Source organism: Mycobacterium sp. Aquia_213 (assembly GCF_026625985.1).
Taxonomy (GTDB): domain Bacteria; phylum Actinomycetota; class Actinomycetes; order Mycobacteriales; family Mycobacteriaceae; genus Mycobacterium.
Genome location: NZ_CP113116.1, coordinates 5,640,241 through 5,652,643, shown reverse-complemented (window position 1 = coordinate 5,652,643; position 12,403 = coordinate 5,640,241). Strand labels below are relative to the sequence as shown.

Genomic DNA, 12,403 nt, shown 5'->3' with positions numbered 1-12,403 from the left:
AGCCCATGACAAGCGCTGCAGCTGCCTTGGAGCCAACGCACTCCGCGGTGTGGCGGTGAGGAACGGATTTGATGGTCACTCCGACGTTCGACATCAGCCAGAGCGGGCGTGTTAGCGCCGGGCGAGCAACCCACGGCAACGGTGAGTGTCTGCGGTATCGGCTGGACGTGGTCGCGGGCAGCGCTGTCGACGTCGTGCACTCGGCCGGCGGGTGGCTCTACGACCGGGTGACGGCCGGCTGGGAGGTGACCGTCCTGCTGCCGGGCAGCTGCGACACCCGGCCGCTACGCATCCTCGGGGTGGCGGTGGTGGACACCGAATCGGAGTTCGTCCCGACCGCGATGGGCTCGACGAGTCAGACGCTGGCCGTCAGCGCCGAGGCGTTCACCGCGGATCCACGAGTGCGTGACAAGGTGCTGAAGTCCCTGGACGACCGCCTGACCGAGGTCGCGCTGTGGGGTGACGGGTGGCCGTTGGGAGTGAACCGTGGAATGACTCGGGCCCAGCACGTGCTGTCCGCTGCGGCGCGCAAGTTCAAGGGCTACGCCCTTGCGGCAGCGGGGATCCCGTCTGCCCTGGTCGAACCAACCGAGACGTTGCTGTGTGAGGCGAGCCATTCGAGCGTCGATTCAGAGCTGGTCCGGCTCGACTGATGAAGAAGTATTACGGCCACACCCTGCTCTACCTGCACGAGACGATCTCACTGGGATCCGGGCTAAGCGACCGCTTCACCGAGGTTTTCACCGACACCTGCCAGCCGATGATGGATGCGCTCGGCGCGCGGCTGTTCGCCATGTGGGAATCCACGCCCTACAACGGTCATTGGCCGCAGGTCACGGTCATCTGGGAGATCGACGGGTTCTCCGACTACGCGAGGATCGGGGCGGCCCAGGCCCGCGGTGGCAGTCACGAGGCCGCGGCGGGCAAGTGGTCGGCGTTTCTGGCCGAGACCGGTGCCTCGGGGGAGGGGCGGATCATGTACCCCGGGCCCAGCAACAAAAACCTGGCCCAACTGCGTGAGGCCAAATTCAGCGCGCCACTGGTGATTCAGGAGATCATGCAAACCAAGCCGGGCCGCCAAGACGATTACATCCGCGAACTGGAGCGGCTTTACGTCCCGTGGTCGGAGCGCACCGGAAAACGCTGGCTGGGTTCGTTCACCACCACGTTCCGCTTCAACGAGGTCATCCACTACTGGGCGCTGGACGGCGGCTGGGAATGCTTCGCCAACCACTATCCCTCGTGGAAGGACAGCCCGCCCGCCGAGATCGTCACCTGGATGAGTGTGGCCCCGGCACTGCGCGACGGCTGGGAGGACTCGATTCTGCAGGCCCTACCGCCCTCTCCGCTGCAGTGACCGCCCCCGCCTCCGACTTCGCGTACGACCCCTTCGACGCGGACGTCATGGCAAATCCGTTGCCGTACTACCGAACTCTGCGCGACCACCATCCGGTCTATTACATGCCGCAGTGGGACACCTTCGCGCTGTCCCGCTTCGAGGACATCTGGCAGGTTCTGGAAGTCAACGACGGAACCTTCGTCGCCTCGGAAGGAACCCTGCCCCCGGCGGCGGTGCTGGCCAAGCACAACACCGGGCCGGTCGAGGATCCGCCGTTGCATCCCATGCCGTTTCACGCGGTGTTCGACACCGACCTCTACGGCGAGATCCGTCGCTCCCACTCGGCGCCATTGCGGCCGCGGTCGGTCGCGGGGCTGGAGGCCAGGATCCGCGAGCTCGCCAACGAGCGCCTCGATCTGCTGCTGCCGCAAGGGTCGTTCGATCTGACCCAGGACTACGGGGGCATCGTGGCGGCCTCGATGGTCTGCGACTTACTGGGAATATCAACCGAACTCGCACCGCAGGTGCTGGCCGCCGTCAATGCCGGTAGCCTTGCCGCACCGGGTGAGGGCGTCGACACCGCGCAGGCCCGCCCCAACTATCTCGAATACCTGATACCCGTGGTGCAGCGGCGCCGAACCGATCAATCGGGCGGTCCGCTTCCCGTGGTCGACGGGTTGCTGGGGTACCGGCTGCCCGACGGCAGCGCGCTGAACGACGTCGAAACCGCCACGCAGATGCTGTGCATCTTCATCGGGGGCACCGAGACGGTGCCCAAGATCGCCGCGCACGGCCTGTGGGAGCTCAGCCAGCGGCCCGACCAGCTCGCCGCGGTGCGGGCCGATCCGGCCGCCACCGTGCCGGTCGCCCGGGAGGAGATGCTGCGCTACTGCGCGCCCGCGCAGTGGTTCGCCCGAACGGCGCGCCGGCCGTTCACCATTCACGGCCAGACCATCGAGCCGGGCCAGCGGGTGATCACGCTGCTCGCCTCGGCCAATCGCGACGAACGGGAGTACCCCGACCCCGACGAGTTCATCTGGGATCGGCCGATCGCCCGCTCGCTGGTGTTCGGCCGTGGCCAGCACTTCTGCATCGGCTATCACCTGGCCAGGCTGGAAGTGACTGTGCTGGTGCAGGAATGGTTGCGCAGGGTGCCCGACTTCGAGATCAAGGGCCAGTCCGCCACCCGGCTGCCGTCCAGCTTCCAGTGGGGATGGAACCAGATCCCGGTGGAGGTCTGACGTGTGGTCCTACCGGATCATCGCCCCGTATGAGTTCGAGCGCACCGACATCGCTGAGAAGACCGCCGACGAGGTGTCCGATGGTCAGGTGCTGCTGCGGTTCTTGGCCGCCGGGGTGTGCGGCAGCGACCTGCCGGGCTTCCGGGGCGCCAAGGGCAGACTGCCGGGCGACGACGGCGCCAGCGCCGCGGAGAAGGACGGCTTTCCGATCCATGAAGTGGCCGGCGAGGTGATCGCCAGCCGGCATCGGCAACACCGGATCGGCGATCGCGTGGTGGGCTGGGCCTCGGGCTTCGACGGGTTGATGGAGCGGGTCGTCAGCGACGGCAACGGACTTGCGCCGTACGACCCCGCCCTGACACCGTCGCAGGCGGTCGGGCTGCAGCCGCTGGCGTGTGTCCTGTATGCCTGCGAGCAATTGCCGGATCTGGCCGGCCGGCACGTTGCGATCATCGGTCAGGGGTCGATCGGGCTGTTGTTCTCCTACGTCGCCAAGGCGGCCGGCGCCCGGCGCGTCACCGGCGTCGACCCCGTCGACCGGCAAAGCCTCGCAACGACATTCGGTGTCGACGACGTGGTGCGCGCGACCAGCGACCGCTGGGTCAGTCAACTGGCGCCAGCCGACCGCGCCGATATCGTCATCGAGGCCGTCGGTCATCAGGTGGCCACGCTGGGGCATGCGATCGAAGCCGCCGCGCCCGGCGGCACCGTCTTTTACTTCGGCGTCGCCGACGACGAGGCGTACCCGATTAGCATGCGTCTCATGCTGCGCAACAATCTGACGCTGAAATCCGGTGTGACGCTTGACCGGCGACGGGTTCTCGAGCTCGCCGGCAAGTTCGCCGCCGAACATCCGGAACTGCTCGGCCACTATCTCACCCACACCTTCGGCGTCGACGATGTGCAGGGCGCATTCGACCTGGCGTGCCGGCCGGTGCCCGATCGCGTGAAGATTGCGATCGCCGAATGAGCAGCTTCGGTGCGGCGCTGAGCAAGACCACTCCGATATGGGGCGGGTGGGTCACCGGCCCGACGCTGATCGGGCCGGAGGAATTCGCCCGCGCCGGATACGACTACGTCGGATTCGATGCCCAGCACGGCTATCTCGACGACGCCGACATCGCCGGAATACTCCGGCGCCTCGAGCAGGTGCCGATCGCGACCGCGGTGCGGTTGCCCAACGCCGACCCGGCGCCGATCGGGCGGGTGCTCGACGCCGGCGCCGACGCCGTCTTCATCGCAATGATCGAATCGGCCGACCAGGCCGCCGCGGCGGTGGCCGCCACCCGCTACGCACCGGGCGGCGTCCGCAGCTTCGGCCCGCTGCGCGCCAGCCTGGGCCCCGACCCGGCCGCTCACGAAGCGCGGGTGAGCGTGTTCGCGATGATCGAAACTGCGGCGGCATTAACGAATCTCGGCGACATCTGTGCGGTCGACGGCCTCGCCGGAATCTACATCGGGCCCGCCGATCTGGCGATCTCGTTGGGTCACGCTACCGTCGGAGCGACCCGGCATCCGGAGGTGCTGGACGCGATCGTGCACATCCACGGCGTCGCGACCGAAGCCGGACTGGTCACCGGGATTCACGCCAGCGAGGGCAAGACCGGACACGCCATGGCGCAGCTCGGCTTTCAGCTGATCACCCTGGCCGCCGAATCGGCGGCGTTGCGGCGCGGCGCGATCGAGCACCTACGCGAGGCGACCGGACAGTGACCGACGACGAAGCCGCGATCCGCGAACTGATAGCCGGCTACGCATTGACTCTCGATGCCGGTGACATCGACGCGTGCGCGCAGCTGTTCACCACCGACGGGGAATTCCTGGTCTACGGACGGACTTTCGCCGGACATCAGGAGATCGCCAAGATGTTCCGCGATGCGCCGCGCGGACTGCATCTGACCGGGGTGTCGCGCATCGACATCGGCCCTGACGATCCCGACACCGCGACCGCCCGCTCGCAGGTCCTGTTCGTCAGGGCCGGCGACCTGCACCTGCGGCCCGCGCTGTACGACGACCAGCTGGTCCGCCGCGACCGGCAATGGCGTTTCCAGCAGCGGCGATGCCAGTTCATCACCGGCCACGGCCTGTCCGATAGCCCGGAGGTTCCGTCATCATGAGCGTCGCACTCGTCACCGGCGCCGCGGGCGGCCAGGGCTGGGCCATCGCGAAAAAGCTTCGCGCCCAGGGATACTCCGTGGCCGCCTGCGATCGGCGCGCCGAGGACGTCGCCGCCGCGGTCGCTGAGTTGGGCGACGACGAGGTGGTCGCGATCGCACTCGACGTGACCAGCGAAGCGCAGTGGCAGGCCGCCGTGGACAAGACGGTGGACCGGTTCGGGCGGTTGACCGCACTGGTCAACAACGCCGGGGTGCTGCATCGTTCCGCGCTCAGCGACGAGACGGTCGAGGATTTCGAAAATGCTTGGCGGGTCAATTGTCTGGGTGCATTCCTGGGCATGCGCGCCGCGCTCGACCAGTTGCGGGAGGCCGAACACGCGGCCATCGTGAACATTTGCAGCACCGGCGCCATCCGCCCTTTCCCGGCGCACTGCGCCTACGGATCGTCGAAGTGGGCGCTTCGGGGTCTGACCCAAACCGCGGCGGCCGAGCTGGCGCCGTCCGGTATCCGGGTCAATGCGGTGTTTCCCGGACCGATCGCAACCTCGATGCTCGATGACGCCACGCAGGCCCGGCTGACGGCAACGGCGACATTCGGGCGGCTGGGGCAGCCTACCGAAATCGCTGACGCGGTCGCCTTCCTGGTGTCGGAGGCGGCGTCGTTCATCACCGGTTCGGAACTGGTCGTCGATGGTGGGCAATGCCTACAGATTCGATGAGGACGATATGAGAACGGATTTGTCGGTCGGCATCATCGGTGCCGGCCCGGGTGGGCTGGCGCTGGGAATTCTGTTGGCCCGTGCGGGGTTTCACGACTTCACCATCTTCGACCGCGAAGACGACGTCGGCGGCACCTGGCGGATCAACACCTATCCGGGGCTGGCCTGCGACGTCAAGTCGCATCTGTATTCCTTCTCCTTCGACTTGAATCCGCATTGGTCGCGGCTCTGGTCGGGCCAGCCCGAGATCCTCGCCTACTTCGAGCGTTGCGCCGAGAAGTACCGGCTGCGGCCGCACCTGAAACTACGCACCGAAATCCATTCGGCGCGTTGGGTGCAAGACTCCCAGCAGTGGTGCCTGACCACCGGCAGCGGTCAGCAACACCGCTTCGATGTCGTGGTGTCCGCCGTCGGTCTGTTCACCCGGCCGCTTTTTCCGGAGCTGGTCGAGCAGGAGCCGTTCACCGGAACCGTGATGCACTCGTCGCAATGGGACCACTCGGTGGACCTGGCGGGCGCGCGGGTGGCCGTGTTGGGCACCGGGTCGACGGCGTCGCAGCTGCTACCCGAACTCGCGAAGGTGGCCGGCCAGGTGTATTCGGTGCAGCGCTCGCCGACGTGGATTCTGCCCAAGCCGGACCGGCACTACACCCGGCGGGAACGCTGGGCGTTCGCTCATCTGCCGTTGGCCAAGAAGCTGTACCGGACCCGGCTGTGGCTGCGCAGTGAATCCAACATCTCGGTGATCGAGCACGGCAGCGAAAAGACACAGGAGTTCACCGCGATTGCCCTCGGCCTACTGGAAAAGACGGTCGCCGACCAGGAATTGCGGGAGCGGCTGACTCCCGATCACCCGATGGGCTGCAAGCGGCTGGTGTTCTCCTCGGACTACCTCCCGGCGCTGACCCGGCCCAATGTCGAGGTGGTGTCCAGCCCGGCCCGCTATCTCAAGGCCCGATCCTTCGTCACCGAAGACGGCACCGAACGCGATGTCGACGTCGTGGTGTGCGCCACCGGCTACGCCGCCGCCGACTATCTCGGCCAGCTGGATGTCTCCGGCGAGGGCGGCACGACACTGCGCGAGGTCTGGAGCGAGGGGGCGCATGCGTATCTCGGCATGGCCGTTCCCGGATTCCCGAACTTCTTCATGCTGTACGGACCCAACACGAATGTCGGCTCCAACAGTGTGATCTTCATGCTGGAGGCCCAGGCGCGTTACATCGTGCGGGCGTTGAAGTACATGCGGCGCAGGGGCAAAACGTATGTGGCGGTGCGGCCCTCGGCGTTGGCGCGGTTCATCGCCAAGATCGACCAGTGGATGGTCGGCACCGTATGGACGACCCAGTGCAGCAACTACTTCCGCGCCGCGAACGGGCGCGTGGTAACACAATGGCCACGTAGCGCGCGTAGCTTCTGGAAAATGACGCGCAGGTTCACTCCCACCGACTTCATGTTCTCCAGCAACCCGCGCAGACCCGTGTTCGCCGGCGACCACGCGGCAGCGGAGCAACGATGACGGAATTGGATGGCGCGCAGCGGCTCGACCCGGTGCTGCGCGCGGTCGCGAGCACCCGAACGGTCTTCTCCCCGGAAGCGATCGCGCTGATGCGCGGGCCGTTCGACCAGCGCCGCCGCGCCGCCGCCCACCTGACCGATCTGCCGGGCGTTCAGATCAGCGAGGACCACGCCGCGGGCGCGGTCCCCGTCCGCATTTATCGCGGTGGGCCGTCGCCGGCACCGGTGGTCATCTATTGCCACGCGGGCGGATTCGCGTTGGGCAACCTCGACACCGATCACCGGCAGTGCGCGGAACTCGCCCGTCGCGGCCGTTGCACGGTGGTGTCGGTCGACTACCGGCTGGCCCCGGAGCACCCCTACCCGGCCGCGCTCGACGACGCGATCGCGGTGCTGAACTGGGTGGCCGGCGGCGCCGCGGACTTGGACATCGACACCGGCCGGCTGGCCATCGCGGGCAGCAGCGCCGGTGCCACCCTGGCCGCATCCCTGGTGCAGCGTTGCGCGGACGGGTCCCTGCCGCCGGTCGTGTTCCAACTGTTGCACCAGCCGGTGCTCGATGACCGCGCGACCGCGTCGAAAACGGAGTTTCGCACCAGCCCGGCCTTCGACAGCGAGGCGGCCGAACTGATGTGGGGCTACTACCTCGGCGAACAGCCCGCATCGCCGGATACCGTACCGGCGCGCCGCGCCGAATTACATGGTCTACCACCAACTTTGATCACCTGCGCGGAGATCGATCCGTTCCGCGACGAAGCGATCGACTACGCGCTGCGGCTCCTGCACGCCGGAGTGTCCACCGAATTGCACGTGTTCGCGCGCACCTGCCACGGCTTCGATTCGCTGCAGCCCGACTGGGCCGGCTCCGAGCGGCTGTTCAGGTTGCAGGGCAATGCCCTGACGACCGCCTTCTACGGGAGCTAGCCGGGCACTCGGCGAAACATGTTGGAATACCACCATGGCCATGATTCCGCCCGCACCCGAGCAGCTCACCAGCAGCGATTTCCCGGTGCTGTGGCCGGTGGGCACCCGGTGGGCCGACAACGACATGTTCGGCCATCTCAACAACGCGGTCTACTACCAGCTTTTCGACACCGCGATCAATGCCTGGATCACGATCGGCACCGGGCTCGACCCGACCACGATGCCGGCGCTGGGCGTCGTCGCCGAGTCGGGCTGCCGTTATTTCTCCGAACTGCAATTCCCGCAGCGCCTCGAGGTCGGCCTCGCCGTGACCCGGCTGGGCCGCAGCAGTGTCACCTACCGGCTCGGTGTGTTCGGTTCGAGCGAAGGTGCTAGCGAAGGTCAACAGCCGCGGCCGACCACGGCGCTCGGGCATTGGGTGCACGTCTACGTCGACCGCGCCAGCCGCAAACCCATCCCGATTCCCGACCCCATCCGGACCCTGTTGTCGACGGTCCGCGTCGAGGCTTGACCGAGATAGCGCCCCGCGCTGGGGCTTTCGCCTACCCGGCTATGCTTCGCCCATGCCCGTTTTGAGCAAAACCGTCGAGGTCGACGCCAACGCCGCCGCGATCATGGCCATCGTCGCGGATTTCGAGCGGTACCCGGAGTGGAGCGACGGGGCAAAGGGCTGCTGGGTGCTGGCGCGCTACGACGACGGCCGGCCCAGCCAGATTCGCCTGGACGCCGCCTACCAAGGCTTCGAGGGAACCTTCATTCAGGCCATCTACTACCCGGCACCGAACCAGATTCAGACCGTCCTGCAGCAGGGCGAGCTGTTCAAGAAACAGGAACAGCTGTTCAGCGTCGTGGAAACGGGCGCCTCGAGCCTGTTGACGGTGGACATCGACGTCGAACCGTCGCTGCCGGTGCCCGCGCCGATGGTGAAGATGATGCTGAACAACGTCCTCGATCACCTGGCGGACAACCTCAAGAAGCGCGCCGAACAGCTGGCCGCCAGCTAGCGGTTAACCGAAAATCCCGGCCCCGTCCAGCATTCCGGTCAGCCGCTGCGCCGCGTCGGTGAATTGCCAGACCGTGTGCTCGATCACCGCGGGGGTATCGCGGCGGCGCAGCGCGGCGATGAGCTGCCGGTGATTGTCGACCGCGGCGACTCCCCACTGTGGATCGCCGGCGTATACCAGTACCGGCATATACCGTGCGGCGTTGAGCAGGAACCAGGCCAACTTGATCCGTCCGCTGGCCTGATTGAAGACCCGGTGGAACGAGAACTCGATGCCCGCGATGGTCTCGGGATCACTGGAGCCGACGGCGACCACGAGCGAGTTGTTGATGCGCTCCAGCTCGTCGATCTCGGCCTCGGTGATGTGGTCGGTCGCCGCCGCGGCAAGTTCCCTGGCGATGGTGGCCTGTAGCCAGAAGATGTCGTCGATGTCCTGACGGGTCAACGGCAGCACGACGTGGCCGCGGTGCGGCTCCAGCTGCACCATGCCCTCACCGCGCAGCTTCAGCAGTGCCTCGCGCACCGGCGTCACGCTCACCCCGAGTTCGGCCGCGGTCTCGTCGAGACGTATGAAGGTGCCCGGACGCAGGGTCCCCGACATGATCGCCGCCCGCAGGTGACCCGCGACCTCATCCGACAGCTGCGCCCGGCGCAGCTGTCGCCGCCTGCCGTGGGGTCGCGTAGATAGAGGTACGTTCACGTCGTTAGCCAGGGCTTTCGGGGGGCGATTTCAGGGAGTTTTCAGGGCGTATCGGGGCTTGTCATCAGGGCGGTAAGGCCATAGTGTGACCCACACAACACTATGTTTTATCAAATATCAACCTGTCGCAAGCGGTGCGCGAGTGAAGGGAAGGTATTAGTTGACCGCGCAACTTGCTAGCCACGAGGCACCAGCATCGCAGCCGTCACACCCGCACGAGCAGCCGTATCTGGCCCGCCGGCAGAACTGGGTCAACCAGCTCGAGCGGCACGCGCTGATGCAGCCGCAGGCCGTCGCACTGCGATTTATGGGTCGCACCCTGACGTGGGCTGACCTGCAGCGACGGGTCAGCGCGTTGGCCGGAGCTCTCCGCCGCCGAGGGGTCGGCGCGGGGGACCGGGTGATGATCCTGATGCTCAACCGCACCGAGTTCGTCGAGGCGATGTTGGCCACCACCATGCTCGGCGGTATCGCGGTTCCGCTGAACTTCCGGCTCACCCCGTCCGAGATCGGGTTCCTGGTCGAGGACTGCGAAGCGCGGGTGATGGTCACCGAAGCGGTACTGGCCCCGGTCGCCACCGGGGTCCGCGACATCCAGCCGCTGCTGAGCACGGTGGTCGTGGCCGGCGGCTCGACCGACGACAGTGTGCTCGGCTACGAAGACCTGATCGGCGAGCCCGCGGACCCGGCCGAGCCGGTGGATGTCCCGAACGAGTCGCCGGCCCTGATCATGTACACCTCGGGGACCACCGGGCGTCCCAAGGGCGCGGTGCTGACCCACACCAATCTGACCGGGCAGACGATGACCGGGCTCTACACCAACGGAGCCGACATCAACAACGATGTCGGCTTCATCGGTGTCCCGCTGTTCCACATCGCCGGCGTCGGCAACCTGCTCGGTGGGCTGCTGATGGGCCTGCCCACGGTGATCTACCCGCTCGGTGCGTTCGACCCGGGCCAGCTGCTCGACGTGCTGGCGGCGGAGAAGGTCACCGGCATCTTCCTGGTTCCGGCTCAGTGGCAGGCGGTCTGCGCCGAACAACAAGCGCGACCGCGCGACTTGAGGCTGCGGATCATGTCCTGGGGGGCCGCCCCCGCACCGGATGCGCTGCTGCGGGAGATGTCGGCGACATTCCCCGGCACCCAGATCCTGGCCGCGTTCGGCCAGACCGAGATGTCTCCGGTCACCTGCATGCTGCTCGGCGAGGACGCCATCCGGAAGCGCGGATCGGTCGGCAAGGTGATCCCGACGGTCGCCGCGCGCGTCGTCGACGAGAACATGAACGATGTGCCGATCGGTGAGGTAGGCGAAATCGTCTATCGGGCACCGACATTGATGAGCGGTTACTGGAACAACCCGGAGGCCACCGCGGAGGCGTTCGCGGGCGGCTGGTTCCATTCCGGCGACCTCGTCCGGATGGACGACGACGGCTACGTCTGGGTGGTGGACCGCAAGAAGGACATGATCATCTCCGGCGGCGAGAACATTTACTGCGCGGAAGTGGAGAACGTGCTGGCCGAACACCCCGGCATCGTCGAGGTCGCGGTCATCGGCCGTGCTCACGAGAAATGGGGCGAGGTACCGATCGCGGTCGCGGCGATCAGTGCCGACGGGCCGCGCCTGGATGACCTGGACGAATTCCTGACCGAGCGCCTCGCCCGCTACAAGCACCCCAAGGCGCTCGAGATCGTCGATGCGTTGCCCCGCAACCCGGCCGGCAAGGTCCTGAAGACTGAGCTACGGGTTCGCTACGGGTCCGCGGGCACAACCCAAAAGCAGGCTACTTCAAGCGATTTCACGTCAAGAGAGGAAAGCTGACAGAAACTGTAACGTTTGCCCGTTGTTGACGAAGGGTTAATTGTGCGGATGCGGTTCACACCTGCTTGGCCATCGGGTACATTCCTGTGGTCTCCGTTACTACTTGCCAGTAGGGAGTCGGTGATCACACATGTGGGGTCCGTGCAAGGGGGAGGCGTGCGAGGCGTGCGACACGATTCGCTGCGCCGTGAGGTGCGCGGCGCCGGCATGAGGGGGCAGCGGTGACGACGTCGTCCGGTCCGCGCTTGGTCGGCTACGTGCGCGACCAGCTCGAGACACCGCTGACCCTGATCGGCGGGTTCTTCCGGATGTGTGTCCTGACCGGCCGGGCGTTGTTCCGCCGGCCATTTCAGTGGCGCGAGTTCATCTTGCAGTGCTGGTTCATCATGCGGGTCGCGTTTCTGCCGACCGTCTTCGTCTCGATCCCGCTGACCGTCTTGCTGATCTTCACGCTCAACGTGCTGCTGGCCCAGTTCGGTGCCGCCGACCTGTCCGGTGCCGGCGCGGCGATCGGTGCGGTCACCCAGCTCGGCCCGTTGACCACGGTGCTGGTGGTCGCCGGCGCCGGATCGACCGCAATCTGCGCCGACCTGGGCGCGCGCACCATCCGCGAGGAAATCGACGCGATGGAGGTGCTCGGCATCGACCCGATCCACCGCCTGGTTGTGCCCCGGGTGATCGCCGCGACCCTGGTCGCCACGCTGCTCAACGGCCTGGTCATCACCGTCGGCCTGGTGGGCGGCTACCTGTTCGGGGTCTACCTGCAGAACGTCTCCGGTGGGGCTTACCTGGCCACCCTGACCACGATCACCGGCCTGCCCGAGGTCGTCATCGCGACCATCAAGGCCGCGGTCTTCGGCCTGATCGCCGGCCTGGTCGGCTGCTATCGCGGGCTGACCGTGCGCGGCGGCTCCAAGGGCCTGGGCACCGCCGTCAACGAAACCGTGGTGCTCTGTGTCGTCGCGCTATACGCGGTCAACGTCATTCTGACCACCATCGGTGTGCGATTCGGAACGGGACACTGAC

The 12,403-nt window shown here is 66.8% G+C and carries 14 protein-coding genes; 13 read left to right on the top strand and 1 reads right to left on the bottom strand.

All coding sequences use genetic code 11. The annotated features are described in order from the left end of the window. The first annotated feature begins 71 nt into the window (after positions 1 to 71). Genes LMQ14_RS26415 through LMQ14_RS26365 form a run of 11 tightly spaced genes read left to right on the top strand, consistent with a single transcriptional unit; the run spans position 72 to position 8,859 of the window. Positions 72 to 653, top strand: a complete 582-nt coding sequence (locus tag LMQ14_RS26415) for a hypothetical protein (RefSeq protein ID WP_267732542.1) — start codon at positions 72 to 74, stop codon at positions 651 to 653. Beyond that, positions 653 to 1,357, top strand: a complete 705-nt coding sequence (locus LMQ14_RS26410; protein ID WP_267732541.1) for an NIPSNAP family protein — start codon at positions 653 to 655, stop codon at positions 1,355 to 1,357. The genes LMQ14_RS26415 and LMQ14_RS26410 overlap by 1 nt, the downstream gene beginning before the upstream one ends. A gap of 47 nt (positions 1,358 to 1,404) precedes the next feature. Beyond that, the gene (locus LMQ14_RS26405) at positions 1,405 to 2,580 is read left to right on the top strand and encodes a cytochrome P450 (protein WP_267735693.1); all 1,176 of its coding nucleotides are present in this window, start codon (positions 1,405 to 1,407) and stop codon (positions 2,578 to 2,580) included. A 1-nt stretch (position 2,581) separates the two neighbouring features. Next, on the top strand, positions 2,582 to 3,550 hold the full coding sequence (locus LMQ14_RS26400) for a zinc-binding dehydrogenase (RefSeq protein WP_267732540.1): 969 nt from the start codon (positions 2,582 to 2,584) through the stop codon (positions 3,548 to 3,550). Beyond that, entirely contained in the window at positions 3,547 to 4,293 is a 747-nt protein-coding gene (locus LMQ14_RS26395) for an HpcH/HpaI aldolase family protein (protein WP_267732539.1), read from the top strand. Before LMQ14_RS26400 ends, LMQ14_RS26395 begins: the two co-directional genes overlap by 4 nt. Then, positions 4,290 to 4,697: a nuclear transport factor 2 family protein gene (locus LMQ14_RS26390; protein ID WP_267732538.1), complete on the top strand. Its 408-nt coding sequence runs from the start codon at positions 4,290 to 4,292 to the stop codon at positions 4,695 to 4,697. Before LMQ14_RS26395 ends, LMQ14_RS26390 begins: the two co-directional genes overlap by 4 nt. Further along, complete coding sequence (locus LMQ14_RS26385; RefSeq protein ID WP_267732537.1) at positions 4,694 to 5,416, top strand: SDR family NAD(P)-dependent oxidoreductase; 723 nt, start codon at positions 4,694 to 4,696, stop codon at positions 5,414 to 5,416. The genes LMQ14_RS26390 and LMQ14_RS26385 overlap by 4 nt, the downstream gene beginning before the upstream one ends. A gap of 7 nt (positions 5,417 to 5,423) precedes the next feature. Next, positions 5,424 to 6,932: a flavin-containing monooxygenase gene (locus tag LMQ14_RS26380; protein WP_267732536.1), complete on the top strand. Its 1,509-nt coding sequence runs from the start codon at positions 5,424 to 5,426 to the stop codon at positions 6,930 to 6,932. Then, positions 6,929 to 7,855 carry an alpha/beta hydrolase gene (locus tag LMQ14_RS26375; protein ID WP_267732535.1) on the top strand — a complete coding sequence of 309 codons (927 nt, stop codon included), beginning with the start codon at positions 6,929 to 6,931 and terminating at the stop codon, positions 7,853 to 7,855. The genes LMQ14_RS26380 and LMQ14_RS26375 overlap by 4 nt, the downstream gene beginning before the upstream one ends. 40 nt (positions 7,856 to 7,895) lie before the next feature. Next, positions 7,896 to 8,366, top strand: a complete 471-nt coding sequence (locus LMQ14_RS26370) for an acyl-CoA thioesterase (RefSeq protein WP_420714724.1) — start codon at positions 7,896 to 7,898, stop codon at positions 8,364 to 8,366. A 52-nt stretch (positions 8,367 to 8,418) separates the two neighbouring features. Beyond that, positions 8,419 to 8,859: an SRPBCC family protein gene (locus tag LMQ14_RS26365; protein WP_267732533.1), complete on the top strand. Its 441-nt coding sequence runs from the start codon at positions 8,419 to 8,421 to the stop codon at positions 8,857 to 8,859. Between the two features lie 3 nt (positions 8,860 to 8,862). Here the strand turns inward: LMQ14_RS26365 and LMQ14_RS26360 are convergent, their stop codons facing one another. Continuing rightward, positions 8,863 to 9,558, bottom strand: coding sequence for a GntR family transcriptional regulator (locus tag LMQ14_RS26360; protein ID WP_267732532.1), 696 nt, complete (start codon positions 9,556 to 9,558; stop codon positions 8,863 to 8,865). A 160-nt stretch (positions 9,559 to 9,718) separates the two neighbouring features. Here LMQ14_RS26360 and fadD5 point away from each other — a divergent pair, with 160 nt between their 5' ends. Both fadD5 and LMQ14_RS26350 read left to right on the top strand, forming a co-directional pair. Next, positions 9,719 to 11,377: a fatty-acid--CoA ligase FadD5 gene (gene fadD5 / locus LMQ14_RS26355; RefSeq protein WP_267732531.1), complete on the top strand. Its 1,659-nt coding sequence runs from the start codon at positions 9,719 to 9,721 to the stop codon at positions 11,375 to 11,377. A 221-nt stretch (positions 11,378 to 11,598) separates the two neighbouring features. Next, positions 11,599 to 12,402: an MlaE family ABC transporter permease gene (locus LMQ14_RS26350; RefSeq protein WP_267732530.1), complete on the top strand. Its 804-nt coding sequence runs from the start codon at positions 11,599 to 11,601 to the stop codon at positions 12,400 to 12,402. The last annotated feature ends 1 nt before the right edge of the window (position 12,403 follow it).

Coding starts and splice junctions, on each gene's coding strand:
- LMQ14_RS26415 (WP_267732542.1), top strand. CDS start 72: ATGGTCACTCCGACGTTCGACATCAGCCAGAGCGGGCGTGTTAGCGCC.
- LMQ14_RS26410 (WP_267732541.1), top strand. CDS start 653: ATGAAGAAGTATTACGGCCACACCCTGCTCTACCTGCACGAGACGATC.
- LMQ14_RS26405 (WP_267735693.1), top strand. CDS start 1,405: ATGGCAAATCCGTTGCCGTACTACCGAACTCTGCGCGACCACCATCCG.
- LMQ14_RS26395 (WP_267732539.1), top strand. CDS start 3,547: ATGAGCAGCTTCGGTGCGGCGCTGAGCAAGACCACTCCGATATGGGGC.
- LMQ14_RS26385 (WP_267732537.1), top strand. CDS start 4,694: ATGAGCGTCGCACTCGTCACCGGCGCCGCGGGCGGCCAGGGCTGGGCC.
- LMQ14_RS26380 (WP_267732536.1), top strand. CDS start 5,424: ATGAGAACGGATTTGTCGGTCGGCATCATCGGTGCCGGCCCGGGTGGG.
- LMQ14_RS26375 (WP_267732535.1), top strand. CDS start 6,929: ATGACGGAATTGGATGGCGCGCAGCGGCTCGACCCGGTGCTGCGCGCG.
- LMQ14_RS26370 (WP_420714724.1), top strand. CDS start 7,896: ATGATTCCGCCCGCACCCGAGCAGCTCACCAGCAGCGATTTCCCGGTG.
- LMQ14_RS26365 (WP_267732533.1), top strand. CDS start 8,419: ATGCCCGTTTTGAGCAAAACCGTCGAGGTCGACGCCAACGCCGCCGCG.